Here is a 23,985-nt window from a genome sequence, read left to right on the forward strand (position 1 = left end):
CCATATGGCCAGGCTACATCTCTTGCGTCAGTTCAGCTCGAGTTCGTAATACAGAGCTTTGGGTCCCTCGCCACGGCCTTCGTGGCAGTCGAAGCCACGCTTTTCGTACACGTGTCGCGCCGCCTCGTCGTCCTCGGAAGTGTTGAGGTCCATGTAGGTGGCACCCCTGCCGCGTGCGTGCTCGATGACGTCGTCGAGAAAGGTTGTTCCGTAGCCCTTCCCGCGTAGGCCAGGCCGGACGTAGAACTCGGCGAGATAGGCCTCGATATCTGCGCTCAGAGTGCCGGCCCGAAATCGCAGAATCGCCACACCGATGGCGGGAGTCCCGAATGTCAGCACGCTGGTATCGCCGGATTTCACCAGAGTATCGAGATGAGCTGCAAGCCAATCCGACTCGGGCACCGGGTAGTCGTACTCGCGATTGAAGTCGATCAACAGAATTGCGGCCTCGGTCAGTCCGGCGGGATCCTGGACGGCACGTGTACCGCTGACTGACGACATCGCCTTCTCCTCGGTCAGTGATCCGGTCGAACGAGATTCTTGGCGTCACGCAGACCGAGACCGGGATGCATCTCTCGTAACGCTTTGATGGCGTGGACAGTTCTGCCGGATTCTGCGACCACCGCTTCGACATCCCCGGCGGGTACGGCTTCGGGTCCGATCTTGTCCGGAGACGTCCAGGTTCGGCGCTCTCCGTACCAGATGAACACAGCGGCCACAGCCAGCACAGCCAGCTTCGACCAGTTCCAGGCAGAAGGATCGGACACGATGTCGCTGATTGTCGAGAATGCGAGGAAGGCCAGCAACGCGGCAATTGCATAACGCTTCCACGGGCGTTCATGTGCCTTCATCTTTCCCATGCTGTCACCGCACTCCAATCGAGGCAACGGCTCAACGGCGCAATTCGGTATCGAGTCGGGCCATGAGCACGCCGAACCTCGTGCGCCCGGCGATCGGTGGCGGAAACCGACGCAAAACCGCTCGCACAGTCGCATCGGACTGCGCGTCGATCCATTCGATCTGTTCTGCAGCAGATTCGGGGTCGGCGAGCACCAGGTGCACGGCAGAACCGAGAATGTGTTTGATCTGATGGGGGCTGTACAGCGGATGGAGAAACACAGAGCCGGCCGCGTGCATTGCGGACAGTGCTGCGTCCGTGGCCGCTGAAGTCGGCAGTTCGCGGGCCGCTTTGTGCGCGTCCCAGGCGAGCCTGCGTAACTCCGCCGTCCGGTGGCCGGTCTCGGCGAATGCCTCGGCACCCTCGATCGCCGAGCGTGGACGCGCATCCCCGGGGTGGGCCATCTCGTAGATCGGTAATGCCCGTCGGGCGCAGGTAGCCGCAAAGGCCGTCACGTGTCGAATGTCGTCGGTGCTCAGCTCCACTTGGGCAGGCCCAGCCACCTCATGCCTCTCGAGTTCGCTTGCGCGTGAGTACGAATCCGAACTTGCCGAGAACGAATCCGGCCAGTGCACCGAGAGCTGCGGTACACACAGGCACTACGTACAGCCACAGCATGGACAGGCCTCGAGTTCTTCGGTCGAACGAATCGTTCATGTCACCGACGAATTCGTCGTCCATCGTGACACCGTTCAGGGCTTGATAGCCACCGGAATACACGACGCCATTCGCGTTGGTGGTCATCTCGCCCATCAGGTACCAGCCCAACGGCACCAATCCGACGATGAATCCGAACAGCAGCAGAACGATGACGAGATTGCGCACCATCTCAGGCTATTGCCCTCGTCAACCGTCGTACACCTCCGTGGTGATGCAGAAGGGGTGCCCGGCGGGGTCGAGCAGAACTCGCCATCGGGGGTCCGGCTGCTCTGCTGCCTCCTTGGCCCCGCATTCGACTGCAAAGGCGACGGAATCGGCCAGGTCGGCTCCAGCGTCCAGATCGAAGTGCACGATGGATGTCGACGGCCATTGGGGCGGAATGTAGTTCGTGACTTTCTGCGCAACGATGTTCAGGCCGGATTGTGTGCGGATCCCAACGCTCTCGGAGTTCTCCCACAACAACTCGCCGCCGAGAAGCGCGAGATAGAAGCGCGCTAGTTCCGCCGGATCGGCGCAGTCGATGGACGTCCCCGCTATAGCGAGGGGGTTTCGCGGCATATCTGGAGACTACGGTCGGTGGTGCCGTCAGTGTCCACAATTTGGCTCGAGAAGCGGAAATCGTCGTCCCGCCCGGGAATGTCGGACACTCACATCACCTCCCCCGCAGGGCTTGACCTCGAGTGCGCTCAAGGTTGCAGGGTGGGGTCATGCAGATGACATTCGACGAGTTGCCTCGGCTCATGACTCTGATGACGGGCGACGAAAAGCACAGCACCAGCGCGACTTCGACACTCGATGTGTTGTGGGTGTTGTACTCCGACATTCTGAGCCTGGACCCAGCCGATCCTGACGACCCGGACCGTGATCGGTTCTACCTGTCCAAGGGTCACGGGCCGATGGCGTACTACGCCGTGCTTGCGGCACGGGGATTCTTGACGCCGCACGAGCTCGCGTCGTTCGGCAGCTACGACTCACCGCTGGGAAATCACCCGGATCGCACGCTGGCACGCGGGGTCGATATCGGATCGGGATCGCTCGGTCATGGCGTGGCTCTGGCCGCCGGAACTGCTGTTGCGCTGCGGATTCAGAACAGTATTGCCCGAGTTTTCGTACTGATCGGCGACGCCGAGCTCGACGAGGGCAGCAATATGGAAGCCGTTCAATTCGCTGCGCGATCGAATCTGGGCAATCTGACCGCGGTGGTGATCGACAACGACTCTGCCGGCCTGGGATGGCCCGGCGGTATCGCGTCGCGGTTCGCGGTCGAGGGGTGGTCCACTTCCGACGTCGACGGCCGAGATCACACCGCTCTCAGGCGCGCGTTTCGCCTCCATCATCCACAGGGGCCGCACGTGGTGGTCGCGCACGTCGAAAAGAAGGAGAGCTGATGAATGCAACGCTGGACCAACGCGAGCACTTCTACCGCCTGCTGCCCGATCTGTTGGCGCAGAACGAGCGAACAGCGTTGGTGCTGGCGGAGATCGGAGTTGGATATCTCGAACCGCACCTCACCGCCGGTATTCGATCTCGGGTGATCAACGTCGGCATTCGAGAGCAGGCCATGATCGGTGTCGCCGGTGGTCTGGCCCTGGCCGGAATGCGTCCGATCGTGCACACCTTCCCGCCGTTCCTGATCGAGCGGCCCTTCGAGCAGGTGAAACTCGATCTGGGCCATCAGAGCGTCGGCACAATCCTGGTGAGCTCGGGTGGGTCCTACGGGTGGCCGCAGGGCGGCGAGACACACTTCGGTCAGCGAGATGTCGCACTCCTCGACACCCTGGACGGGTGGACGGTCCATGTTCCCGGGCATGTCGACGAGGTCGAGTGGATGCTGCAGAGCGCGGCGGCAACCGACGATCGCGTCTACATCAGGCTCGACGGGGTGTGCAACGAACGTCCATACGGCCGGCCCGATGGCATGTTCACCATTGTGCAACAGGGTAATTCGGGAACCGTGATCTCCGTTGGGCCGATGACGGACCGGGTTCTCGCCGCAGCCTCGGGACGCGACCTGACGGTGCTGCATGCGTCGACGATCAGGCCGTTCGACAGCCGAACGCTGCGGGCAACGTTGACCGCGCCGGACGTCATGATCGTCGAGCCGTATCTCGCGGGAACGTCAGTGCTGCAAGTGAACAGAGCCCTCGCCGATGCGCGTCATCGGGTGTCGGGAGTCGGGGTCGACGCAGGAGAACGACGCAAATACGGCACGGTGGCCCAACATGATCGGGCCAACGGCCTGGATATCGAGGGGCTCTCCCGATCGATGGACGATTTCTTCGGCTGATCAGGCTTGGCGGCGCTCGTATCTGCTCTTGGCACCGTGATACGCGGCGTCGAGTAGTTCCCGGACACGCGTTTCGGTCTGCGACGACGGGTTGACCACCGACAGCCAGCCTGCGGTGCCGTACTGAGGGTGGGCAGCGAGGACATCGTCTGTGTCGGCCTGGGGTGCGTGGGCCGCTTCGCGGGGCGGCACTCCCAGCATCCTGTGGAATTCTTGTTTTCCTGCAACGATGTTGACGCGGAACGCGTCGGGTCGGTCCAGTCGGGACAGCTCGTCGCCCGGGTAGTTCTTGGTCACGATCGTGGCGAACGGCTGAGTGTTCGTGGGGATGGACCCGTCGGGCGAGTAGTAGAAGAACGCATCGCCCCAGGCGAGTTCGGGAGTTCCGTCTCCCTCTTGAGGCCGCTGCGTCACGGTGCCTTCGAAGCTGCGGACCAGATTCACGATGTCGTCGAGTGTCATGTCCCGATCGTCACACGGTCGGCAGGATCGTTCACCCGATTTCGTACGTGGCCGGTCGAGCAACAGATCCGCATCGTCCTCGGCTCAGGTCGTTGCAGTCGCCGTCGCGCGCGAGATGATCTGCTCGATTCGGTCTGCGTCGTCGGCGTCTCTGGGTGCGTAGACGAAGACGTAGGTCTCGGGTAGTCCGAGAACCGGGCGTCCGGCCAAGGGGTGCAGTTCACCCCAACCCGCGGAGATCACGGTCTGCGCATCGTCCGGCTGCATCACCACGTGCAGCGAGCCCTCACTGTCGTGCACGTGCAGAACTTCACCCTTCGTTCGTGAGATCCAGGGCGCAGCGGCACCGATGTCCGTGACGTACAGCGCGTCGCCTCTGCGCTCGAATCGACTGCGCTCGAGGTGAAACGGCCCGCCGGATCGGGCCTCGGCGGCCACCGTTGCCGTGAGCCGCTCGATGAGCTCAATGCTGCCACGGTGGGTGAGTTGCCGGTGCGGTATCGGGTAGGGCGCGATCGTCGGACGAGGTCCGAGTCGGTGATCGAGGTGCCAGTGCAGTCCTGGGCTCCCGGCACCGTCGACGGTCGTCGTGTCGCGTCGGGCGAGTGGTTTGAGGGCAGTGGTGATCAGCCAGCCACCGACGTTGGCGGGAAGGCCACCCGGCCCCAGGTCGATCCACGCGGCGTAGTCGTTCCTGACCTTCTGCACGGGATCAACATAGCTGGTGGAGCCGGGCGGGAACAGCCCGTCAGGCCGGGCAGCTCACGGTGTAGGTCCAGACTGTGCCGACCGGTCCGGTGACGCGGACCAGGACAGCGGACGCGGTGCCGGCCGGAACCGACACCACCACCGAGCCGACTCCGGTGCTGCCGCCGACATAGCCGGTGTTGTGGATCGGTGCGCCCTGGTAGAAGACCTCGATCTGATCGGGAACATCGACGGTGTCGTAGCTGAGCACGAACGAGGTCGGTCCGGTTCGGCCCAGCTCGTGCAGGGTCTCCGTCACGCCCTCCTCACCCGACATCGTGGAGGCATTGCACTGCTGCGTAGCGATGCCTCCGTTGGCCGAACCGGTGTCGATGCCGAGAATGCCTCCGGCGATGGCACTTCCGCTGCCGAGGATGCGGGCACCGTTGTCGATGATGTTGCCACCGTCGAGGATTGCGCTTCCGCTGTCGACGATCGCGCTGCCACTGTCGACTATGGGCCCGAGTTCGGGTTGGGCGACCGCTGCCGCTGGGACGGCCAGGGCACATGCCCCGGTTGCCAGGGCGACTGCCATCGAACGACGAACCAGGTTCCTGCGAATTCCACTCGTGCGCGACACAATTCCTCCACCGAAAGTATTGACGGGCTGTCCGTCTCAGCGATGGTGACACAGTGATCGCGCGTCGAGTATCCCTTGTTCGGATGATCGTGCAGGGCCGAAGATGCTGTGCCCCAAAGGTTGCTGTCATTCGATCGACTGAACGGTCTCAGATGATCGATCCGATCGTGCGCGCCGCGTCGGCGAACTCACCGGGGTTGGGGCCTGCATAGTTGAGCCGTAGGTACTTGCCGGTGGGTTCGGCGGGAAAGTAGTCGTCGCCCGCGCCGACGATGACACCCGCTGCCTTGCATTCCTGCACAATGCGTTCCAGGTCGGAGTCGTCGCGCAGGCGCATCCAGAGATTGAGCCCACCTCGGGGCACCGCGTCGAGGTGCCCACGCGGTGCGAACTCGATGAGGCTGTTCGCCAACAAGTCTCGACGCGATGCCAACTGAGTGCGCAACCTCCGCAGGTGAGTTCGCCAGGCGGGTTGCGTGACGACGTCCAAGGCGACGGCTTGCAGAATCCCGCTGACATACATCGATTCGGCGCCGGTGTCGGCGAGGATGCGCTCGTGGGCGGGCCCACGGGCGATCAGGCCGGCCAGGCGAACCGAGGGCGAGACCGTCTTGGTGAGTGAGCGAAGGTAGACGACATGCCCGCCGTCGTCCCGTGCGGCCAGCGGATTCGGCTCGGAGGTGATACCGAAATCGTGGGCCGAGTCGTCCTCGATCAGGAATGCGCCGTGGCGTCGAACAGTGTCGAGGACCCGCTCGGACAACGTGGGCGACCACTGGGCCCCGGTGGGACTGGCGAAGGTGGGTTGCGCGTAGAACGCCCGAGCGCCGGTGTGCGCGAACGCTCGTGCGAGCGCGTCGGGGTCGGGCCCGTCGACGCCGCTGGGTATCGGTACCACACGGACGCCGGCCTGCGTGGCAGCAAGGATCGCACCCCAGTACGTCGGGGACTCCATGAGCAGCGGACGCCCGGCACCGACGAGTGCTCGAAACGCTGTGCTGAGTCCGGTCTGGCTGCCGGGAATGATCACGACGTCACTGGCCGACGGTGGCGTGACGCCCAACGGTGTCGACGCCCCCAACTCGGCCGCGAACCACGCCCGCAGTTCCGGCAGACCCGCGGTGGGGGGTCGGGCGATCACCGAGTCGGTCCGTGATGCACGCGTGAAGGCGGCGTGAACAAGCCTTTCCGGCAACAACTCCCGCGCCGGGTACCCCGAATGCAACGCGATCACATCGCTCGACGTCGACTGCAGAGCCGCCGGAAGTTGTAGTCGATTGTCCGGCGCTCCCAGCGCCGCCGTCTGCCACCCGTAGTCGTTGGGGCGGGCCGTGCGCACCGTCCTGACGAATGTGCCGACGCCAGGCCGGCTCTCGATGACGCCTTGCGCGATGAGCGTGCGCAGGGCCTTCTGTACCGTGACCGGGCTGGCCGAATGCTCGGCGACCAGGGCGCGGGTGGACGGCAGCCTGGCTTCGGGAGGGGCAGTCGCAATCCAGGTTCTCAGTGCAGAGACGATCCGGGAACTGCTATCGTCGGACATGACACAGCATAGTAGCGCTACTCGTTCTGGGACGGGCCTGCTATCGCGCGCCGGACTGCTCTGGGGCCTGGCGGGCGTTACGGCGTTCTCGTTCACGGTCCCGCTGACCCGCGTCGCGGTCACCGGAGGCCTGTCCCCGCTCTTCGTGGGCTGCGGACGTGCCGTGGTCGCAGCCGCGCTGGCCGCGATAGCGCTCGCCGCTACGGGACAACGGCTCCCGCAGGGACGGCAGTGGATTCGGCTCGCAGTGATCGCGGGCGGTGTCGTCGTCGGCTTCCCGGTACTGACGTCGTACGCCCTCACCACCGCATCGGCGGGACACAGTGCCGTGGTCATCGCGTTGCTGCCTGCGGCCACCGCCGCCACTGCGGTTCTCCGCGAACGGCAACCGGTCCGGCCGATGTTCTGGGTGGTCGCAGGCGTGGGGGCCGCCGTCGCGGTCGGCTTCGCTGCCCTGCAAGGCGGACAGCTGACCGGATTGCAGTGGTCGGATCTGTTGCTGCTCGGAGCGGTCGTCGCCGCAGCGGTGGGATATGCCGAAGGTGGGCTGCTGGCGCGGGAACTCGGTGCGTGGCAGACGGTGTCGTGGGCGCTGGTGGTGTCCGTGCCGGTCACCGGAGCGTTGACTGCGCTCGCGTGGTGGCAGCAACCGTCGACAGCGGGGGCAACCGAGTGGGCCGCCTTCGGCTACCTGGCGGTGGTGAGCATGTACCTCGGGTTCTTCGCCTGGTATCGGGGACTGGCGATCGGCCCGATGTCCAGCGTCAGCCAGGTCCAGTTGATCCAACCTGTGCTGACCATCTGCTGGGCCGCGGTCATCCTGCGCGAGGGCTTGACGTGGCCGGTGCTCGTGGGTGGAGCGGCGGTCATCGTGTGTGCAACAGTGGCGGTCCGGACCCGGATGTCGCCGACCGTTCGGCAGGAGGAGTTTTCGAAATGACGAGATCGATCGACCAGGCGCGCAAGCTCGAGAACGTGCGCTACGACATCCGTGGACGCATTCTGGACAAGACCGAGGAACTCGAGGAGCAAGGGCACGCCATCCTGCGACTCAACGTCGGCAATCCTGCCCCGTTCGGTTTCGAGGCACCGGACGAGATCATGATGGCGATGATCCGCAACCTTCCCACCGCACAGGGCTATTCGGATTCCCGGGGCCTGTTCTCCGCCCGCACGGCAGTGGTCCAGTACTACCAGACCAAGGGCCTGACCGACCTCGACGTCGGCGACATCTACCTCGGAAACGGGGTCTCGGAACTGATCACCATGACGATGCAGGCGCTGTGCAACCCGGAAGACGAAATCCTGATCCCGTCGCCCGACTACCCGCTGTGGACCGGCTCGGTGGCCCTGGCCGGTGGTGTGCCCGTCCATTATCTGTCCGACGAAAACCAGGATTGGGCCCCGGACTTCGATGACCTCGAAGCCAAGATCACGCCCCGCACCCGCGCGATCGTGGTGATCAACCCGAACAATCCCACCGGAGCGGTGTACTCACGAGAGGTACTGCAGCGATTCGTCGACCTGGCACGGGAGCACGATCTGGTTCTGCTCGCCGACGAGATCTACGAGAAGATCGTGTACGACGGGGCGGTGATGACCAACCTCGCCACCCTGACCGGGAAAGATGTTCTTTGCCTTACCTATTCGGGTCTGTCGAAGGCGTACCGGGTGTGCGGATTCAGGGCGGGATGGCTGGCGATCACCGGCCCGCGCCGACGCGCGGCGAGCTTCATCGAGGGCATCACACTGCTGTCCAACATGCGCATGTGCGCGAATGTGCCGGCGCAACATGCGATACAGACCGCGCTCGGCGGCAGGCAGTCGATCGAGGATCTGCTGCTCCCGGCGGGCAGGTTGACCGCGCAGCGTGACCTGGCGCATCGCATGCTCAACTCGATCGACGGAATCAGCTGCGTCCAGGCAGCGGGGGCGCTGTACATGTTCCCCAAACTGGACACCGAACGGTTCGGGATCGTCGACGACGAGAAGTTCGTGCTCGACCTGCTCGAGTCCGAGAAAATTCTGGTCAGTCACGGCCGTGCCTTCAATTGGGATGTGCCCGATCACTTCCGACTCGTCACGTTGCCCAACGTCGACGATCTCGCGACGGCACTCGACCGCCTGGGCAATTTCATGAGCTCCTATCGGCAGTAGCTATCAGCTCTGATCCGGCTCGAACAGGTCCTCGATCGAGCAATCGAACGCCGCGGCGAGGCGAAAGGCGACAGGCAGGCTCGGGTCGAATCGCTCCTTCTCGATCGAGATGATCGTCAGTCGGGTGACGTCGATGCGCTCGGCCAGTTCGTGCTGAGACCAACCCTGCTCGGTGCGACGCCGTCGAACACTGTTCTTCACTCGGACAGTGCGCGATGTCGCGCGTAGGTGTACCGCGCGGTGAACGATGCGAACGCGGCGAGAAGCAGACCGATCAGCAAGAGGGTGGCCGGTGGTTCGGCTCGTGCGATCGAGACAACGGTCAGCGTCAGGCCCAGAGTGCACACCAGGTCGGTGGCCATCCCACTCGATGCGGCCGACGTCCAATGAGATTCGATGCTTTCGCCCGATGCATACGCCGGCTCGGTTGTCGTCGGGGCAACGAAGAGCACCCAGCCCAGCATGGCACCGAACGGAAGAGCGGTGAACCCGAACACCACCGCTGCGATCCCCGGTGCGACCGGTGAGACCAGCCAGGCCAGCAACGCCGTTGCCGAGGCGGCGGCAAGGCCGACTGCGCCGACCGACAGCCATCTGAGTGTCATGTGGGTGCTCCGATCGTAGGTATAGCTCGCTATACGTATAGGAAACCATACATCGGGCCCTCACACTCGGATGATCGGGACGGTGAGAAGACTGTCACCGACGTGCAGCATCGGTGTAGTCGATCGAAACGTGCCAGGTGGTGAGGTGGTATCACTCAGGAAAGGACCACTGTCATGCCGGATCTCTTCAGCCCGTTCACCCTCAAGAGTGTGACGCTTCGAAATCGAATCGCCATGTCGCCGATGACGATGTACCGCGCCGTCGACGGCAAGATGAACGACTTTCACCTGATGTATCTCGGTGCGCGTGCGGCAGGAGGTTTCGGGATGGTGTTCCCGGAACAGGTTGCGATCACGCCGGACGGTCGTACGACTCCTGGCTGTGCGGGGATCTACGACGACGACCAGATCGAGGGACACGCACGCGTGACGTCGATGATCAAGGAGATGGGATCGGTCCCGGCCATTCAGCTGGGGCACACCGGACGCAAGGGCAGCGAAGTCCCACCGTGGCAGGGCGGACATCAGCTTCCGGCCGACCATCCCGACGGCTGGGAATGTGTGGCGCCATCGGCGATTCCCTACGGCGGTGACCACTCGTTCCCCGTCCACGAACTCACCGTGCCCGAGATCAAGGCCATCCACCAGAGCTACGCCGATGCAGCTGTTCGGGCCGCCGAAGCCGGGTACGAATGGCTCGAAATGCACTATGCCCACGGTTATCTCGGTGCGAGCTTCTTCTCCCCGTTGGCCAACCAGCGCACCGATCAGTACGGCGGCAGCCTGGAGAACCGGGCGCGGTTCCACCTGGAGGCGCTCGACGCGGTGCGTGAGGTGTGGCCCGAGAAGTACCCCCTCACCATGCGATTGGGCTCGGACGATCACCACCCGGACGGTGTGCAGTTCGACGAATCCATGATCGCCATCGGATGGATGAAGGAGCATGGCCTGGACATGGCCGATGTCAGCCTCGGTTTCAACACCGACGACATGGTCGACCCTCCGTTCGGGGACATGGGCTTCATGGTCGAGCGCGCCGCCCGCGTCAAGCGTGAGCTGGATATCCCGGTGACCTGCAGCTGGAATCTGGGCGTACCGGAGAACGCCGACGCCGTCATCCGCGAAGGCAAGATCGATGTCGTGCTGCTCGGGCGTCCGGCACTGGCCAATCCGCACTGGCCGGTCTGGGCCGCGCGAGAGCTCGGCCACGGAGATCCGTTCTCGCTGGTCCCCGAGGACTGGAGCTGGTGGCTGAAGAACTTCCGGGGACACGACCCGAGCATCGGACTGCCGCCCGCGAAAGTTCTCGACGACGAGCAGGAGAGGAAGATCGCGTAGCAGAGGGAAAGGCCGGACGGCGATCACGGACCATCCGCGGGCGGTAGGGTTCCAAGGGCTCGCATCATGAGGAGCCATGTGGTGTTCTCGTATCGACGCGGAGGTTTGTGATGGCCGGCGGACTCGTAGCCCTGCTCGACGACGTGGCAGCGCTGGCTCGCCTGGCTGCAGCGTCCATCGACGACGTCGGAGCAGCTACCGGCAAAGCGACGGCCAAGGCGGCCGGGGTCGTGATCGACGACGCCGCCGTGACGCCTCAGTACGTTCGCGGTCTCGCGGCCGAACGTGAACTGCCCATCATCAAGCGCATTGCCGTGGGCTCGCTGCGCAACAAGTTGCTGATCATTCTGCCGATCGCCTTGCTGCTCAGCCAGTTCGTGCCGTGGTTGCTCACGCCCATACTGATGCTCGGCGGCTGCTACCTCAGCTACGAGGCGGCGCACAAGATATGGGGCGCACTCTTCGGCCACGGCGATGATCACGCGGCCGCCGAGGACGAGCCGCGTGACGAGGACGCCGTTGTCTCCGGAGCGGTGCGTACCGATCTCATTCTGTCGGCCGAGATCATGGTCATCGCGCTGGACACCATTGCTGCAGAAGGCTTCTGGAGTCGTCTGATCATCCTTGCCGTCGTCGCCGTGGTCATCACGATCGTCGTCTACGGCGTCGTCGCACTGATCGTGAAGATGGACGACATCGGACTGAAATTGGCCGACGGCTCCACAGGGTTCGTAGAGAAGTTCGGCCGAGGCCTGGTCAAGGGCATGCCCAAGGTCATGTCGGTGCTCTCGGTCGTCGGCACCGCAGCGATGCTGTGGGTCGGCGGGCACATCCTGCTCGTGGGTATCGACGAGCTCGGCTTCCACCCCATTTACGAACTCGTCCACCACGGCGAAGAAGCGGTGCGAGGAGTCGCCGGCATCGGCGGAGTGCTGGCGTGGATCGTCAACACACTCGCATCGGCGATCATCGGTGCCATCGTCGGTTGCATCATCGTGGTTGCGCAGCTGGGAATCTCGAAGGCGCTCGCCAAGCGAGCTGCTGCGAAGTAGCGGCTGTACCGGCGACTTTCGCCGTCGTTCATTCGTCCCAGGTGTGGCTGCACACAATCTTGCTCTGATCAGCGTCGAGCCAGTTCGAGTACCCGTCGCTCGGACGCGGATACATCGGCGAGGGATGCCGTCAACTCGTCCCATGCCCTCCGAACGCGGAGTTCGTCTCGGCGGAGGCGCTTCTGCGCAGCAGCGAGTCTGCGGCGCTCGGCCAGAAGCAGATTCCGATCGCGATCCTGATCGGCGATGAAGAGGTATGTGTGCGGATCGAACGGATACATGCCAACTCCTATGGTGTGGTGGGGAATCCGTGCATCAGCACCATGACGTGTTCGCGCTCCGCCGATGGTGATTGCTCGCCGTGTCGACGCCACTTGTCGATGACGGCGCGCATTTCCGTCCCCATGGTCTTCGTCTCTTCGGCGGTGAGTCGCAGGACGTCGTCGGAACTGAACGCCGCCGCCACCCATTCCGGCCCCCAGGACTCCGAAGTTCGCCCGAAGTCGTGCAGACGCGACCACTGGTGCGCCAGCCAGGAATCCATGGATGCCTTGGCGACCGACAGCGATTCGGGTGAGTCCGAGAAGTCGTTCTCGGACCAGCTGAACCCTCCCTCGTTGGCCTCCGACCACCAGCGCTGACGTTTGTCGGATCCGTTCTCGACCTCCTTGACGAACCCGTGCTCGGCGAGTTTGCGCAGGTGATAGCTCACCGAGGCGGGTGACTCGTCCACCAGATCGCCGAGCTGGGTCGCCGTCATCGACTTGTTGGCGCGGAGTGCATAGAGCAGGCGGAGCCGAATGGGATGCGTCAGCGCCTTCAGCTCGGACATGTCCGTCAGCTTCCGGGGCGTCCTGTCGGGCGGCGGTGGGGTCATGCGACAACCATAACCCGAAAGAAATATTTCGCAATAGTTCTTTCGGAATTAGCTGTTGTGCACGGTGACGGCATACCCGTCCGGGTCTTGCAGGACGAAGGTCTTACCGAAGGGGCCGTCGAAGGGTGCGGTCAGGATGGGCACGTCGGCCGCGATCAGTGACTCGTGCAGCGCCTCGGCATCGTTGCACACGAGCCACAGCGCAACTCCGAGTCCCGGCTGACCACTGTCGAGATCTGTTCCGGGAGCTGGGTTTCGGACTGCGAACGGAATCGGTGACGTGGTGAAGACGACCGCGCCGGGTGGGGCCTGGGGTGCGCGGACGAGACCCAGACGCGATTCGTAGAAATCCGCGCTGACGGCGAGGTCGCGTACTTGAAGTGAGAGGAAGCTCGGTCCGGAAACGGCTGCAACGGTCATGATGGGTCCTTTCGAGTGGTCGTCAAGTTCTTGACGAGGGAAATGTATGTCAAGATATTGACATGAGTCAAGTGGACGTCGATTCCTCCATCGGTCTGGCCCTCAAGCGAGCCACGTCCGCCCTGCGTTCGGCGATGGACAATGCTCTGAGCGAACTCGACATCACGGTCTCGCAGTACTCGAGCCTCGAACACCTCGCGCACACACCGGGCCTGTCCAACGCCGAACTCGCTCGCGCGGTGTTCGTCAGCAGGCAGGCAACCCATCAGCTGTTGGCCGGGCTGACGCGCGACGGCTTGGTGGAGATCGAGGGCACCGGTCGTGACCAACGCCTGTACGTGACCGCTACGGGCCGAGAGCGCTTGCGGCAAGCGTCGGCCGCGGTCGCCGCCGTGGAGCAGGCCATGATTGAGTCACTGTCGATGGGCGAGCGAAAAGTGCTGCATCGCAATCTCGTTGCGTGTGCTGAGGCGTTGGGCGGGCACCGGTCTTGACGTCACGCGATCGAGTCGAGGAACTCCAGCATCGCCGCGTTGAACTCACTGGGCCGGTCCATGTTCGCGGCGTGACCGCAGCTCTCCAAGACGACCGATCGACCGAGCGGGTTCAGGTCCACCGACTCGAAAGCATGTGCAGCAGGCCAGAACTGACTGTCACGCGCGGCGACCATCAGGTACGGCTTGTCGATACCGGCAATGGTTGCGCGCCAATCCTGCGCAGCATGATCTGCGAGCAGAGCCCTCATCGGTGGGGTGTCGGGGGACCCCAATTTCGGCATCGCACGTAATGCGAGCACAAGCCTCAGCAGCGACGGTACGGATTTCCACTGGGGCCGCCCGTGACCGGTATCGGGTATTCCGTTGTCGAAGAACGTCGTTCGATTGTCCTCGGTGAGTCCGTAGAACCCGTTGGCCCAGCCCGCGCTGTTGACCATTCTCGGTGTCTGATCCACCGACACGATGGCGCGAACGCGTTCGGTGCCGAACTGCGACACGTACGACCAGATGGTGCTCGCCCCCATCGAGCCGCCGATCAGAACGGCTTCGTCGAGACCCACCGCCGACAGGAAGTTCGCCACATCGCGTCCGTGCCGCTCCATGGTCGCGACGTGTGTCGGTGCCTCCGAGGCACCGTGCCCTCGTCGATCGAGCGCCAGAACGCGGTATCCGTTCGCCACCAATGTCTTCTGTTGCAGCAACCAGGTGGTCGCGGGCGCGCAGAAGCCGGCGATGAGCACCACGGACTGGCCCCTGCCCTCGTCGAGATAGTTCAGGGTGACGGCATCGTCGGTGATGACGGTCGGCATGGACGACACTCCCTCAGGCGAACTCGGCGTGCATTTCCCAGATCATGATCTCGCTCGACGTCGATGCTGTCACACGGTGTCCGCCGGTGCCGGTGAGCCGCACCGCGTCACCCTGGTCGAGATCGCCGATGTCCTCGAACACCACTGAACCGTCGGCGACGAAGACGTGACCGAACGGTGCGTCGGGAACGGTGATCGACTGTCCCGGCGCGAGCCGCGCAACATGAAGCGACACAAAGCGATTGCCGATGCGTACTCCTGTCCTGCCCGGCATTCCCGATGCGACGCAGACGAGCTCGCCGGATGCCAACTCGTCCCGCACGTCCAGTTCGTCGTACGACGGCACCCGTCCGTCGGTATCCGGTGGAATCCACATCTGCACGACGCGTAGCTTGTCGCGGCTGGTCAGACTCGATGCGTTGCGTTCGGTGTGGCGGATGCCGGTGCCTGCGCTCATGCGTTGAATCAGTCCGGGGCGGATCAGCCCGCTGTTGCCCTCGGAGTCCGTGTGTTCGAGGGTGCCCTCGAGCACCCAGGTGAGGATCTCCATGTCCCGGTGCTCGTGCGAGTCGAATCCCTCGCCGGGAAAGACGGTGTCCTCGTTGTGCACCATCAGCAACCCGTGCGCGTTGGCCGCCAGGTCGTAGTTACCGGTCGCGGGGAAGGACTGTTTGGAATCGAGCCACTCGTTCCACCAGTGATGGCGCTGCTCCCCGGGAATGTGGCTGATCACGACGCGTGGTTCCGCATGGCCGAGAAAGTCCGGGTCAGGGCCGCGAGATCGTTCGGCTCCACGAGGTCGAACATGTTCTTCCGCACCGCCTCGACGTGCCCTGGACTGGCTGCGGCGAGGGTGTTCAGTCCGGCTTCGGTGAGTTCGGCGGACATGCCTCGCTTGTCGTCGTCGCATTTGACGCGCCGGACCCAACCGCAGTCGACGAGTCGGCTGATTGCCCTGGTTACGCCGCTGCGAGTGGTGGTGACGGCGTCGGCGAGTTCGCTCATGCGGCGTCGGCGATCGGGTGCTTCGGAAAGGACCACGAGCAGCTCGAAATCGGTGAACGAGATCCCGGAGTCGCGCGTGAGCTGATTGTCGAGATCGCGAAGCAGCAGCCGAGTGGCGTCGAGGTATGCGCGCCAGGCCAGCTGTTCGTCCTGGCTGAGCCACCGTGGGGAATCCATGAGTCCATAGTAGTTGACAACGCAACTACTGGGTGTACTGTTCTTGGTAGTTGACGAAGCAACTACTTGACCCGGAGGGTGCAGCGATGACCGACGACATAACTGCCGAAGAGACACGACGCGCGCAGGAACACGAAGAGCAGCGGGACCGTATCCGTACTCAGCACCTCAAGCCCGCAGGCGAACGGCCGGCGTCGTCGGCTCGCGGCCTCCACCACACCGCGTTGGTCAGCAGTGACGTCGAAGCAACGGTCCGCTTCTATCAGGATCTGCTCGAGTTCCCGCTCACCGAGCTCATCGAGAACCGTGACTACCCGGGCTCTTCGCACTTCTTCTTCGATATCGGGAACAGCAACCTGTTGGCATTCTTCGACTTTCCCGGACTCGACGTCGGACCGTACGCCGAGGTGCTCGGCGGCCTTCACCACGTGGCGATCAGTGTCGAACCCACCAGGTGGGAGCACCTGCGTACCAAGCTCATCGACGCCGGAGTCGAACTGATCGAGCACAGCGAGGTCTCGCTGTACTTCCGCGACCCCGACGGTGCCCGCCTGGAACTGATTGCCGATCCACTCGGCGAGATGTACGGCTCGCACGTCCTCTGACCCCACACTCCACGAATTCGAGGGACACGATATGACCTCTGCAGCAAGCACACTCGACGTCCGGCGAGCCGATGACCGATTCAAGACCAAGATCGGCTGGCTCGATTCCAAGCACTCCTTCTCCTTCGGCAGCCACTTCGATCGCGGCAACACCCACCACGGCGTGTTGATGGTGAACAACGACGACATCGTCGTTCCCGGCCAGGGTTTCGACACCCACCCGCACCGCGACATGGAGATCGTCACCTGGGTGCTGCAGGGCTCGCTGGTGCACCAGGACTCGATGGGTCACACCGGCGTCATCTACCCCGGTCTCGCCCAACGAATGAGCGCAGGCACGGGAATCCTGCACTCGGAGAAGAACGATTCGTGGCGACTCGGGGAGACCGCCGGCTCGTACTCCGGCAAGCACGGCGATCCCGTTCGCTTCGTGCAGATGTGGGTGGTGCCCGACGAACAGGGCATCACCCCCGGCTACGAGCAGCTCGAGATCGACGGCGAATTGCTCAGCGGCGGTTTGGTTCCCGTGGCATCAGGAATGGCACACCACGCCGACCACGCGGCCATTCGCATCAAGAACAAGTACGCCGCCATGCACGTGGCGCGCTTGCAGGCCGGGCAGGCTCCCGTCGAGATACCCGACGCCCCGTTCGTGCACATCTTCGTCGCCCGGGGCGAAGCGATGCTCGAGGGCGTCGGACCACTGGCCGAGGGTGATGCCGTGCGCGTCAGCGGAGGCGGCGGTCAGAAGCTGAGCACCGCGACCGGAGCCGAAGTGATCGTGTGGGAGATGCACGCGGCGATCGCCGGCTAGTCGGTCTCTCGATGCGGGCGGAAGGAATGCTCTTCGTGATCGAGTTCGTGCTCGAGACTCCGCATGCTGTTGTCCGGCAGCCGGCCGGCGTCTCGCCAGCACAGCAACTCCTCCCGCTCGACGTCGAGTATGCGGCGACGTGTGGTCATCGCGGCAGTTTGCTCGGGTGAGATGACCGCATCGCCGATCTCGGACTCGTCGAGGTGATCCAGACGGCGATGGTAGCGGTCGATACGGTGTTCCAACTCGCGGCGCAGTATCTCGCGACCCTCGTCGTCCAGGTTCTCCTCGTCTGCAATCCGGTCCAGCTGTGACAGAGCAGCTTTCGTCGAACCCTCCCGTGCCTCGTTGCGTAGACGTGCCTCTGCGGCGGGATCGGCCACGACGTTCAACCTGCGCACCAGCGGAGCGAAAGTCAATCCCTGACCGATGACCGTCACCAGCACGACGAGAAATGCACAGAACAGCAGCAGATCTCGGCTCTCGAACGGCTCGCCCGAGTCGATGGTCAGCGGCAACGTGAAGACGGCAGCGACGGTGATGACTCCGCGAGTGCCTGCCCAACTCATCACCACCGCCTCGCGGGCGGACAGCCCGGTGGTCAGGAGCCACAGCGGCCGCAGCAACAGGACGCCGGCGAGCGTCACCGTGACTGCGAGGGCGATGGTCGTCCCCGAGTAGGCCGACAGGCCGCCGACAACGGTGGGCAATTGCTCGCCGATCAACAAGAACACGAAGCCCTCGAGAAGCAGATCGATCAGCCTCCACACGGCACTGGTCTGCAGGCGACTGGCTCCGGAGATGGCGTGACGGGTGTGGTGACCGATCACCAGTGCTGCGACGACGACGGCCAACACCCCGGACGCATGCACTTCTTCGGCTGCGAGGTACGCGAGGAACGGTGTAGCCAGCGAGACGATGTTGAGCAGCAGCGAATCGTGAACGAACCGCTGTATCAGCCGAATCGCCAGTGCGACGATCAGTCCGACGACGATGCCGCCTGCTGCGGCGAGCACGAACAATCCCCCGGCATGAGTGGCTGTCATGTCCTGACTCGAGATCGCGGCGATCGCCACGGTCAGCATCGTCAGTGCGGTCGCGTCGTTCAGCAGTCCCTCGCCCTCTATCAGGGTCACCAGTTTCGGTGGGATGCCTGCGCGTCGACCCACCGCCAGCGCCGCGACCGGGTCCGGTGGTGCCACGGCGGCACCGAGCGCCATACCAGCGGCCAGCGTGATCCCCGGAACGAGCAACCACAGACCGACGCCGACGAGGGCAGCCGTCGCCACGACGAGGGCGACCGACAAACTCAAGATGGTCCACACGTTGCGGCGGATGGCGATCAGGGAGGAGTTCAGAGCGGCGCTGTAGAGCAGCGGCGGAATCACCAGGGTCAGAACGAGCTCGGGGTCGAGAACGATGTCGGGCAACGCCGACGCCGAGACGGCCAGGCCGGCGAGCGTCAACAACGCTGCCGCGGGGAGTGTCGTCTTCTTCGAGATCACCTGTGCGGCGACGATCAGGCCTGTGGCTGCCAGGACGAGACCGAGTGTCTCTACCACGGTAGGTCGAGAGGGAAATAGTTCACCCAGCTGTATTCCCGCAGGTCAGCGGTTCAAACTACCTCTTCAGTCCGAACATCTTCGCGATCGTCTTCTCCATGAAGGTCGCAGGCAGCAGCCGCCGCGCGAGAAACACGACCGGTGCATTGCTTCCTCTGGCGTACAACGGTTTCGGCTTGTCGGCCTCGATGGCCTTCACTACTACCTCGGCGACGTCCTCGGCGGAGATGCCGGTTCCCTCCTTGCGGTCCAGCGACGAGATGGCAGTGTGGAAGTCGTCTCGATGGACCGAATCCGGTGCGATGTACTTGGTTCGGCGCTCACTGATTCCGGTGTTGATCGAGCCCGGCTCGACGGTGGTCATCCACACACCGAAGGGCGAGAGTTCCAGACGCGCCGCATCGGAGAAGCCCTTGATGGCGGCTTTCGTGGAGGCGTAGGACGAGCGATAGGCAAGCGGGAAGCTGGCCAGCATCGATCCGACCATCACGATGCGGCCGTAACCACGCTCGCGCATCCCGGGAATGACACCTTGCGACAGCGTCACTGCGCCGAAGACGTTCAACTGGAAGAGTCGCTCGATGGCATCGGTCGGTAGCTCCTCGAAGGGCCCGGACTGACTCTCACCGGCGTTGTTGACCAGGACGTCGACGTCCCCGAGATCGGCGACGAAGGTGCGGATCGAGTCGGCATCGGTGAGATCGAGAGCGCGATACTCGACACCGGTGGCTCGCTGCGCGTCGGTCATCGAGGCCGGATTGCGGGAGGTGCCGATCACTCGATATCCCCGGGCGACGAGCGCCTGCGCAACCGCGCGTCCGATACCCGACGAGGCTCCGGTCACCACTGCCGTGCGATTCATGCCCAGATGGTACCGACGCGGTCAATCCGTACCACGTGACGATCCGCTCCATACCGGTTAGTCTTTTATCTGTGCAAACGAATTTTGCTGCCCTGCTGATGCGCGGATGGCGGTCGACAGGCTCATCGGCGACTCCGACGAGATCCTGCACGAGGTCATCTCACGGTAGGGCGCGGATTGCCTTACAGGGGTTGCCGGCAGCGAAGGTGTGCGACGGCACATCCCGGGTGACGACGCTGCCGGCACCGATCACCGAGTTGTCGCCGATCGTGACTCCCGGGCACACGATGACCCCGCCGCCCAGCCAGACGTTGTTCCCTATGGTGATGGGAAGAGCACTCTCCCAGCGTGTTCGGCGCGCCTCGTGATCCTCCATGGGGTGCAACGCCGTCAGTAGTTGTGCCCGAGGCCCGATCGATACATCGTCACCGATGGTGATCGGTGCGCAGTCCAACAGGATTGCGTCGTAGTTGAGGAAACTGTTGGATCCGATGGAAATGTATGTGCCGTAATCGCATTGGAACCTGGGCATGATCCACGAATCCGCTCCGATGGATCCGAGCAGCTCGCCGAGAATCTCGCGTCGTTCTTTGTTCTGATCTGCCTCGGTTGCGTTGAATCGGTCGAGCAGCTTTCCGCACGCCACCCGGGACGCAACCAGGTCGGGATCACTGTCTCGGTACAGCTCTCCGCGCAGCATCCGATCCCGGTTCTCGCCCATGGACGACAGGCTACCGATCGGTCGACTTCTCGAACAGGGCCACGCTGAACCACGCACTGCCGTCGGCGAACTCGTGTCGGCCGACGTGGCGGAAACCCTGATTCAGGTAGTAATTGCACAACGCACCGTTGGTTTCGGCGCAGTCCAGACGCAGCAACGCGCGTCCTTCCCGGTGGGTCTGCTCCGACGCCCACTCGAGCAAAGCCGCGCCGAGCCCGGTGCCCGCTTCGCTTCTGTCGATCACCAATCCGTGCACGTACCCGGCGAGCCCATCCTCTTCGGGCCAGATTGTGGGATCGGCCCAGATCAGTCTCAGCGCACCGACTATCGGGCCACTCGGATCGCGCCGGGCGACGTAGAACTCTCCTGCCTCGATGTGCGCCGCGACAGTGGACAGGGGTACCTCGCGCGGTGTCCACTGATCGATTTTTCGGTCCGAGAGCCAGTCCTCGGCTGCGTGCCGCAGGCCGAGTATCGTTGCTGCGTCGGCGGCAGTTGCGAGTTCTACGGTGAGCACGGTGCCATCGTACGGAGGTGGCGAGTCTTGTGGTGAACGTGCTTGTGGTCGAAAGTGGTTCGGACAGAGGGTCCTTGCCCGCGATCGACGAAGTCGACTTCCGAAGCTGCACGATGGACGAGCTCGCCGGTGTGGTGTCGTGGGCAGAGGTGTTGCTGTTCCGAACGTTCGAGACCGCCGATCTGCGAACCGTGTGGCCGAATGCCGAGAATCTTCGCTGGATCCACGCATCGAGTGCCGGCGTCGATCGACTGCTCGATCCGGTTCTGCGCGAGGGCCGATGGATTCTGACGAACTCCGGCGGAATCCTCGACAGGGCGATTGCGGAGTACGTCGCAGCCGGCATTCTGGCGTCGGTCAAGAAGCTGCCGCTGGCGCTTGCTCGTCAGCGCGAGCGGGTCTGGGAACACAGAGTTACCAATGGTATTCACGGTCGCGCCGCTCTCGTCGTCGGTCCCGGTTCGATCGGCCGCGAGATCGGCCGGGTCCTCGGCGCACTCGGTATGCGCGTCGATGCGGCGGCAACGTCGGAGCGGTCCGGTGACTCGGAGTTCGGACGAATCCGCGACGTTCGACGATTGCCGTCGTATGCGGGTGAGTACGACGTGATCGTGCTGGCGACACCGTTGACCGACGCCACCCGAGCACTGGTCGACGCGGAGGTTCTCTCGGCCATGCGTTCCGATGCAGGCCTGGTCAATATCGCCCGCGGACCGGTCGTCGACGAACGAGCCCTGTGCGACGCCCTCGCTGACGGAGGCATCGGGTGGGCCGTGCTCGACGTGTTCGAGGTCGAGCCGCTACCGGACACGAGCCCGCTGTGGCACATGGACAACGTCATCGTGACCGCTCATTTGGCGGGCGATGCCGACGACTTCGCCGAGCGCCTGTGGGCGTTGTTCGAGGACAACCTCCATCGATATGTCCGTGGTTCGGCTCTGGTGAACGTGGTGGACAAGCAGGTGGGGTACGTACGCCGCTGAAACGGACGACCAAAGTATGCGTAACACGCCGTAGCGTGTACTAAGGTGCACGAGTGCGTGAAATCAATCGTTCGGCCGTTGCGTCGACCAGTCGCGAGGCGGCGTTCGCCTACATGGACGACTTCAGGAACGTCCCGCAATGGATGTTCGGCATCACCCGTTTCGAGCCGACGAGCGAGGTCACCTCAGGGCTCGGTGCCACGTACGACGCGACGATGCAGATCGGTCCGAAGGCCCTCACCTCCGTTGTGCACGTCACCGAATGGGTCCACAACGAGAGGCTCACGCTCGAGTCGGTCGAAGGCCTGTCCAACTCGTCCACGTGGTCGTTCTCCGATACGGCAGACGGCGGAACCCGTCTGGACGTTGTGTTCCGCTACAGCCTGCCCGGCGGAATCGCGGGCAAGGTGCTCGGCGCTGTTGTGGAACCCGTTGTGGGTCAGGCGATCAAGCACACGGAGTCGACACTGCGCTCACGCCTGGAAGCGGCCGACTAGTACACGTACTTGTCGAGAGCATCCAAGACCTGGTCGACGGCGAGCCAGGCGAACAGGAATGCGCAGACACCCAGCGTCAGGTTGGTGAACCAGCCGTTGCGCCACTGCTTCGGCACGCGATCACTGTTGAGCAGTACCAACAGTGTCACCGCCAGGAACGGCATGAACACCGCGCCGAGCACGCCGTAGGCGAGCACGAGCCCGATCGGTTGGTCGAGCCACAGCAACGCCATGGGCGGGAACGTCAGCCACGCGACATACCACCTGAAGTACTTGCCTCCCACTCGTGTTTCCGGGTGACCCTGTTCGAGCCCCTTCAGATTGCCGACGAAGTCTGCGAACATCAGGCTCACGCCGTTCCACACCCCGATCAGCGACGAGAACGACGCCGACCAGAATCCGATGAGGAACACGTAGCCGAACACCGTCCCGTAGCGGTCCGCGAGCACGTCGGAGAGTTGGATCAAGCCTTGATCGCCGGTGGAGATCGCGATCTGCGACGAGTACAGCAGTTCGGCACCGACGATGAGCATCGCGAGAACGAAGATGCCGGAGATGACGTAGGCCATCGAATTGTCGATACGCATGACGCGCATGAATTTCGGTGTGATCCAGCCTTTCTCGCGCAGCCAGTAGCCGTACGCGGCGAGCGTGATGGTGCCACCGACGCCACCGGCAAGGCCGAGGACGTACACGATGGAGCCGTCGGGAATGGTGGGGACGATGCCCTTGACGATCGCAGGGACGTTCGGAACCGCCACTACCGCAGCACCGATCACGGTCACGAACATGATGCCGACGAAGACGGTGATGATCTTCTCGAAGAATCCGTAGCTACCCAGCCAGATCAGCGCGAAGCCGAGGAGTCCGGACGCGATGGCAACGACCTTGAGATCCAAAGCGGGGAACAGTGCGACGATCGGCAACGCGCTCGACGACATCGCTGCCGCTCCGTAGACGAACCCCCAGATCACGATGTAGGGAGCGAAATACGCCGTCGTCCACTTTCCCAGCGAACGCCAGCCCTGGAAGATCGTGTTGCCCGACGCCAACGTGTAGCGGCCTGCACCTTCCACCAGAACGACTTTCATGACGACACCGACGATGATGACCCAGAGCAGGGCGTAGCCGTAGCGCGAGCCCGCCACCAGAGTCGCGACGAGGTCGGCAGCCCCGATGCCGGTTGCGGCGACCACAAGTCCGGGGCCGACCACCTTCCACTTCGGAGGTGCAGTGGTCTCGGTCATCGATTCTCCTCGCGTGCGGGGTCTGCTCAGTGACCTGTCTCACTCTTTACGAAACGCACGGTT

33 protein-coding genes are annotated in these 23,985 nt (G+C 63.7%); 11 read left to right on the forward strand and 22 right to left on the reverse strand.

The features are described from left to right. Nucleotides 1–27: 27 nt before the first annotated feature. Genes CH276_RS10140 through CH276_RS10160 form a run of 5 tightly spaced genes read right to left on the reverse strand, consistent with a single transcriptional unit; the run spans nucleotide 28 to nucleotide 2,116 of the window. The gene (locus CH276_RS10140) at nucleotides 28–501 is read right to left on the reverse strand and encodes a GNAT family N-acetyltransferase (protein WP_094629061.1); all 474 of its coding nucleotides are present in this window, start codon (nucleotides 499–501) and stop codon (nucleotides 28–30) included. Between the two features lie 14 nt (nucleotides 502–515). Next, nucleotides 516–851 (reverse strand): hypothetical protein, encoded by a 336-nt coding sequence (locus CH276_RS10145; RefSeq protein WP_141214688.1) that lies wholly within the window; start codon nucleotides 849–851, stop codon nucleotides 516–518. A 40-nt stretch (nucleotides 852–891) separates the two neighbouring features. After that, nucleotides 892–1,401 carry a putative immunity protein gene (locus tag CH276_RS10150; RefSeq protein WP_217901358.1) on the reverse strand — a complete coding sequence of 170 codons (510 nt, stop codon included), beginning with the start codon at nucleotides 1,399–1,401 and terminating at the stop codon, nucleotides 892–894. Nucleotide 1,402: 1 nt separating this feature from the next. After that, nucleotides 1,403–1,723 carry a hypothetical protein gene (locus tag CH276_RS10155; protein ID WP_141214689.1) on the reverse strand — a complete coding sequence of 107 codons (321 nt, stop codon included), beginning with the start codon at nucleotides 1,721–1,723 and terminating at the stop codon, nucleotides 1,403–1,405. A 21-nt stretch (nucleotides 1,724–1,744) separates the two neighbouring features. Continuing rightward, nucleotides 1,745–2,116, reverse strand: a complete 372-nt coding sequence (locus CH276_RS10160) for a VOC family protein (protein ID WP_094629065.1) — start codon at nucleotides 2,114–2,116, stop codon at nucleotides 1,745–1,747. A 149-nt stretch (nucleotides 2,117–2,265) separates the two neighbouring features. Here CH276_RS10160 and CH276_RS10165 point away from each other — a divergent pair, with 149 nt between their 5' ends. Continuing rightward, nucleotides 2,266–2,946: a thiamine pyrophosphate-dependent enzyme gene (locus CH276_RS10165; RefSeq protein ID WP_094629066.1), complete on the forward strand. Its 681-nt coding sequence runs from the start codon at nucleotides 2,266–2,268 to the stop codon at nucleotides 2,944–2,946. Beyond that, nucleotides 2,946–3,845: a transketolase family protein gene (locus CH276_RS10170; protein ID WP_094629067.1), complete on the forward strand. Its 900-nt coding sequence runs from the start codon at nucleotides 2,946–2,948 to the stop codon at nucleotides 3,843–3,845. Before CH276_RS10165 ends, CH276_RS10170 begins: the two co-directional genes overlap by 1 nt. Here CH276_RS10170 and CH276_RS10175 read toward each other — a convergent pair whose 3' ends face one another. The 4 genes from CH276_RS10175 to CH276_RS10190 all read right to left on the reverse strand — a co-directional run bounded on the left by CH276_RS10175 (nucleotide 3,846) and on the right by CH276_RS10190 (nucleotide 7,177). Beyond that, nucleotides 3,846–4,307 (reverse strand): DUF6194 family protein, encoded by a 462-nt coding sequence (locus CH276_RS10175; RefSeq protein WP_094629068.1) that lies wholly within the window; start codon nucleotides 4,305–4,307, stop codon nucleotides 3,846–3,848. Between the two features lie 84 nt (nucleotides 4,308–4,391). Further along, entirely contained in the window at nucleotides 4,392–5,015 is a 624-nt protein-coding gene (locus CH276_RS10180) for a luciferase domain-containing protein (RefSeq protein ID WP_094629069.1), read from the reverse strand. Between the two features lie 40 nt (nucleotides 5,016–5,055). Then, nucleotides 5,056–5,589: a hypothetical protein gene (locus CH276_RS10185; RefSeq protein ID WP_094629220.1), complete on the reverse strand. Its 534-nt coding sequence runs from the start codon at nucleotides 5,587–5,589 to the stop codon at nucleotides 5,056–5,058. 193 nt (nucleotides 5,590–5,782) lie between these two features. Further along, nucleotides 5,783–7,177 (reverse strand): aminotransferase-like domain-containing protein, encoded by a 1,395-nt coding sequence (locus tag CH276_RS10190; protein ID WP_032396909.1) that lies wholly within the window; start codon nucleotides 7,175–7,177, stop codon nucleotides 5,783–5,785. On the opposite strand from CH276_RS10190, the gene CH276_RS10195 reads away from it, so the two are divergent. Together CH276_RS10195 and CH276_RS10200 are read left to right on the forward strand one after the other, a co-directional pair. After that, nucleotides 7,176–8,117, forward strand: a complete 942-nt coding sequence (locus CH276_RS10195) for a DMT family transporter (RefSeq protein ID WP_094629070.1) — start codon at nucleotides 7,176–7,178, stop codon at nucleotides 8,115–8,117. The two genes, CH276_RS10190 and CH276_RS10195, sit on opposite strands and share 2 nt — an antisense overlap. Further along, nucleotides 8,114–9,334 (forward strand): pyridoxal phosphate-dependent aminotransferase, encoded by a 1,221-nt coding sequence (locus tag CH276_RS10200; protein ID WP_094629071.1) that lies wholly within the window; start codon nucleotides 8,114–8,116, stop codon nucleotides 9,332–9,334. Before CH276_RS10195 ends, CH276_RS10200 begins: the two co-directional genes overlap by 4 nt. Nucleotides 9,335–9,337: 3 nt before the next feature. Here CH276_RS10200 and CH276_RS10205 read toward each other — a convergent pair whose 3' ends face one another. Both CH276_RS10205 and CH276_RS10210 read right to left on the reverse strand, forming a co-directional pair. Further along, the gene (locus CH276_RS10205) at nucleotides 9,338–9,535 is read right to left on the reverse strand and encodes a helix-turn-helix transcriptional regulator (protein WP_094629072.1); all 198 of its coding nucleotides are present in this window, start codon (nucleotides 9,533–9,535) and stop codon (nucleotides 9,338–9,340) included. Then, nucleotides 9,532–9,939, reverse strand: a complete 408-nt coding sequence (locus tag CH276_RS10210; RefSeq protein ID WP_032396903.1) for a hypothetical protein — start codon at nucleotides 9,937–9,939, stop codon at nucleotides 9,532–9,534. The genes CH276_RS10205 and CH276_RS10210 overlap by 4 nt, the downstream gene beginning before the upstream one ends. Nucleotides 9,940–10,113: 174 nt before the next feature. Between CH276_RS10210 and CH276_RS10215 the strand changes: the two genes are divergently transcribed. Beyond that, the gene (locus tag CH276_RS10215; protein ID WP_032396902.1) at nucleotides 10,114–11,277 is read left to right on the forward strand and encodes an NADH:flavin oxidoreductase/NADH oxidase; all 1,164 of its coding nucleotides are present in this window, start codon (nucleotides 10,114–10,116) and stop codon (nucleotides 11,275–11,277) included. Between the two features lie 110 nt (nucleotides 11,278–11,387). After that, nucleotides 11,388–12,329 carry a DUF808 domain-containing protein gene (locus tag CH276_RS10220; protein ID WP_045197652.1) on the forward strand — a complete coding sequence of 314 codons (942 nt, stop codon included), beginning with the start codon at nucleotides 11,388–11,390 and terminating at the stop codon, nucleotides 12,327–12,329. Between the two features lie 68 nt (nucleotides 12,330–12,397). On the opposite strand, the gene CH276_RS10225 is transcribed toward CH276_RS10220, so the two are convergent. The 3 genes from CH276_RS10225 to CH276_RS10235 are packed head-to-tail and all read right to left on the reverse strand — an operon-like array spanning nucleotide 12,398 to nucleotide 13,626. Continuing rightward, on the reverse strand, nucleotides 12,398–12,610 hold the full coding sequence (locus tag CH276_RS10225; protein ID WP_094629073.1) for a hypothetical protein: 213 nt from the start codon (nucleotides 12,608–12,610) through the stop codon (nucleotides 12,398–12,400). 8 nt (nucleotides 12,611–12,618) lie between these two features. After that, a complete protein-coding gene (locus CH276_RS10230; protein WP_045197648.1) occupies nucleotides 12,619–13,206 on the reverse strand; it encodes a winged helix-turn-helix domain-containing protein in 588 nt (195 codons plus the stop codon). A gap of 48 nt (nucleotides 13,207–13,254) precedes the next feature. Next, nucleotides 13,255–13,626 (reverse strand): VOC family protein, encoded by a 372-nt coding sequence (locus CH276_RS10235; RefSeq protein ID WP_094629074.1) that lies wholly within the window; start codon nucleotides 13,624–13,626, stop codon nucleotides 13,255–13,257. A 62-nt stretch (nucleotides 13,627–13,688) separates the two neighbouring features. Here CH276_RS10235 and CH276_RS10240 point away from each other — a divergent pair, with 62 nt between their 5' ends. Beyond that, nucleotides 13,689–14,120: a MarR family winged helix-turn-helix transcriptional regulator gene (locus CH276_RS10240; protein WP_094629075.1), complete on the forward strand. Its 432-nt coding sequence runs from the start codon at nucleotides 13,689–13,691 to the stop codon at nucleotides 14,118–14,120. Between the two features lie 2 nt (nucleotides 14,121–14,122). On the opposite strand, the gene CH276_RS10245 is transcribed toward CH276_RS10240, so the two are convergent. The 3 genes from CH276_RS10245 to CH276_RS10255 are packed head-to-tail and all read right to left on the reverse strand — an operon-like array spanning nucleotide 14,123 to nucleotide 16,114. Beyond that, nucleotides 14,123–14,932 carry an alpha/beta fold hydrolase gene (locus CH276_RS10245; protein ID WP_094629076.1) on the reverse strand — a complete coding sequence of 270 codons (810 nt, stop codon included), beginning with the start codon at nucleotides 14,930–14,932 and terminating at the stop codon, nucleotides 14,123–14,125. 13 nt (nucleotides 14,933–14,945) lie between these two features. Beyond that, nucleotides 14,946–15,665, reverse strand: coding sequence for a pirin family protein (locus tag CH276_RS10250; RefSeq protein ID WP_032396896.1), 720 nt, complete (start codon nucleotides 15,663–15,665; stop codon nucleotides 14,946–14,948). Next, a complete protein-coding gene (locus CH276_RS10255; RefSeq protein WP_094629077.1) occupies nucleotides 15,662–16,114 on the reverse strand; it encodes a MarR family winged helix-turn-helix transcriptional regulator in 453 nt (150 codons plus the stop codon). The genes CH276_RS10250 and CH276_RS10255 overlap by 4 nt, the downstream gene beginning before the upstream one ends. Nucleotides 16,115–16,200: 86 nt before the next feature. On the opposite strand from CH276_RS10255, the gene CH276_RS10260 reads away from it, so the two are divergent. Then, entirely contained in the window at nucleotides 16,201–16,719 is a 519-nt protein-coding gene (locus CH276_RS10260) for a VOC family protein (protein WP_094629078.1), read from the forward strand. Between the two features lie 31 nt (nucleotides 16,720–16,750). Then, nucleotides 16,751–17,533: a pirin family protein gene (locus CH276_RS10265; RefSeq protein ID WP_094629079.1), complete on the forward strand. Its 783-nt coding sequence runs from the start codon at nucleotides 16,751–16,753 to the stop codon at nucleotides 17,531–17,533. Here CH276_RS10265 and CH276_RS10270 read toward each other — a convergent pair. The 4 genes from CH276_RS10270 to CH276_RS10285 form a co-directional block, all read right to left on the reverse strand. Continuing rightward, the gene (locus tag CH276_RS10270; RefSeq protein ID WP_094629080.1) at nucleotides 17,530–19,095 is read right to left on the reverse strand and encodes a Na+/H+ antiporter; all 1,566 of its coding nucleotides are present in this window, start codon (nucleotides 19,093–19,095) and stop codon (nucleotides 17,530–17,532) included. The genes CH276_RS10265 and CH276_RS10270 overlap by 4 nt on opposite strands. A 58-nt stretch (nucleotides 19,096–19,153) precedes the next feature. Further along, nucleotides 19,154–19,957: an SDR family oxidoreductase gene (locus CH276_RS10275; protein ID WP_094629081.1), complete on the reverse strand. Its 804-nt coding sequence runs from the start codon at nucleotides 19,955–19,957 to the stop codon at nucleotides 19,154–19,156. 160 nt (nucleotides 19,958–20,117) lie between these two features. Further along, on the reverse strand, nucleotides 20,118–20,678 hold the full coding sequence (locus CH276_RS10280; RefSeq protein WP_094629082.1) for a sugar O-acetyltransferase: 561 nt from the start codon (nucleotides 20,676–20,678) through the stop codon (nucleotides 20,118–20,120). A gap of 10 nt (nucleotides 20,679–20,688) precedes the next feature. Continuing rightward, complete coding sequence (locus CH276_RS10285) at nucleotides 20,689–21,195, reverse strand: GNAT family N-acetyltransferase (protein WP_254923860.1); 507 nt, start codon at nucleotides 21,193–21,195, stop codon at nucleotides 20,689–20,691. Nucleotides 21,196–21,269: 74 nt separating this feature from the next. On the opposite strand from CH276_RS10285, the gene CH276_RS10290 reads away from it, so the two are divergent. Next, complete coding sequence (locus tag CH276_RS10290) at nucleotides 21,270–22,178, forward strand: D-2-hydroxyacid dehydrogenase (protein ID WP_254923861.1); 909 nt, start codon at nucleotides 21,270–21,272, stop codon at nucleotides 22,176–22,178. A 53-nt stretch (nucleotides 22,179–22,231) separates the two neighbouring features. Beyond that, the gene (locus CH276_RS10295; protein ID WP_032396885.1) at nucleotides 22,232–22,675 is read left to right on the forward strand and encodes an SRPBCC family protein; all 444 of its coding nucleotides are present in this window, start codon (nucleotides 22,232–22,234) and stop codon (nucleotides 22,673–22,675) included. Here the strand turns inward: CH276_RS10295 and CH276_RS10300 are convergent. Continuing rightward, a complete protein-coding gene (locus tag CH276_RS10300; RefSeq protein ID WP_032396884.1) occupies nucleotides 22,672–23,922 on the reverse strand; it encodes an Nramp family divalent metal transporter in 1,251 nt (416 codons plus the stop codon). The genes CH276_RS10295 and CH276_RS10300 overlap by 4 nt on opposite strands. Nucleotides 23,923–23,985: the final 63 nt, after the last annotated feature.

The organism is Rhodococcus sp. 06-470-2 (genome assembly GCF_002258235.1).
Lineage (GTDB): Bacteria > Actinomycetota > Actinomycetes > Mycobacteriales > Mycobacteriaceae > Rhodococcoides.

Coding starts and splice junctions, on each gene's coding strand:
- CH276_RS10245 (WP_094629076.1), bottom strand. CDS start 14,932: ATGCCGACCGTCATCACCGACGATGCCGTCACCCTGAACTATCTCGAC.
- CH276_RS10160 (WP_094629065.1), bottom strand. CDS start 2,116: ATGCCGCGAAACCCCCTCGCTATAGCGGGGACGTCCATCGACTGCGCC.
- CH276_RS10210 (WP_032396903.1), bottom strand. CDS start 9,939: ATGACACTCAGATGGCTGTCGGTCGGCGCAGTCGGCCTTGCCGCCGCC.
- CH276_RS10265 (WP_094629079.1), top strand. CDS start 16,751: ATGACCTCTGCAGCAAGCACACTCGACGTCCGGCGAGCCGATGACCGA.
- CH276_RS10215 (WP_032396902.1), top strand. CDS start 10,114: ATGCCGGATCTCTTCAGCCCGTTCACCCTCAAGAGTGTGACGCTTCGA.
- CH276_RS10195 (WP_094629070.1), top strand. CDS start 7,176: ATGACACAGCATAGTAGCGCTACTCGTTCTGGGACGGGCCTGCTATCG.
- CH276_RS10275 (WP_094629081.1), bottom strand. CDS start 19,957: ATGAATCGCACGGCAGTGGTGACCGGAGCCTCGTCGGGTATCGGACGC.
- CH276_RS10190 (WP_032396909.1), bottom strand. CDS start 7,177: ATGTCCGACGATAGCAGTTCCCGGATCGTCTCTGCACTGAGAACCTGG.
- CH276_RS10235 (WP_094629074.1), bottom strand. CDS start 13,626: ATGACCGTTGCAGCCGTTTCCGGACCGAGCTTCCTCTCACTTCAAGTA.
- CH276_RS10240 (WP_094629075.1), top strand. CDS start 13,689: ATGAGTCAAGTGGACGTCGATTCCTCCATCGGTCTGGCCCTCAAGCGA.
- CH276_RS10175 (WP_094629068.1), bottom strand. CDS start 4,307: ATGACACTCGACGACATCGTGAATCTGGTCCGCAGCTTCGAAGGCACC.
- CH276_RS10185 (WP_094629220.1), bottom strand. CDS start 5,589: ATGGCAGTCGCCCTGGCAACCGGGGCATGTGCCCTGGCCGTCCCAGCG.
- CH276_RS10170 (WP_094629067.1), top strand. CDS start 2,946: ATGAATGCAACGCTGGACCAACGCGAGCACTTCTACCGCCTGCTGCCC.
- CH276_RS10230 (WP_045197648.1), bottom strand. CDS start 13,206: ATGACCCCACCGCCGCCCGACAGGACGCCCCGGAAGCTGACGGACATG.
- CH276_RS10260 (WP_094629078.1), top strand. CDS start 16,201: ATGACCGACGACATAACTGCCGAAGAGACACGACGCGCGCAGGAACAC.
- CH276_RS10165 (WP_094629066.1), top strand. CDS start 2,266: ATGCAGATGACATTCGACGAGTTGCCTCGGCTCATGACTCTGATGACG.
- CH276_RS10145 (WP_141214688.1), bottom strand. CDS start 851: ATGAAGGCACATGAACGCCCGTGGAAGCGTTATGCAATTGCCGCGTTG.
- CH276_RS10200 (WP_094629071.1), top strand. CDS start 8,114: ATGACGAGATCGATCGACCAGGCGCGCAAGCTCGAGAACGTGCGCTAC.
- CH276_RS10280 (WP_094629082.1), bottom strand. CDS start 20,678: ATGGGCGAGAACCGGGATCGGATGCTGCGCGGAGAGCTGTACCGAGAC.
- CH276_RS10140 (WP_094629061.1), bottom strand. CDS start 501: ATGTCGTCAGTCAGCGGTACACGTGCCGTCCAGGATCCCGCCGGACTG.
- CH276_RS10220 (WP_045197652.1), top strand. CDS start 11,388: ATGGCCGGCGGACTCGTAGCCCTGCTCGACGACGTGGCAGCGCTGGCT.
- CH276_RS10255 (WP_094629077.1), bottom strand. CDS start 16,114: ATGGATTCCCCACGGTGGCTCAGCCAGGACGAACAGCTGGCCTGGCGC.
- CH276_RS10225 (WP_094629073.1), bottom strand. CDS start 12,610: ATGTATCCGTTCGATCCGCACACATACCTCTTCATCGCCGATCAGGAT.
- CH276_RS10300 (WP_032396884.1), bottom strand. CDS start 23,922: ATGACCGAGACCACTGCACCTCCGAAGTGGAAGGTGGTCGGCCCCGGA.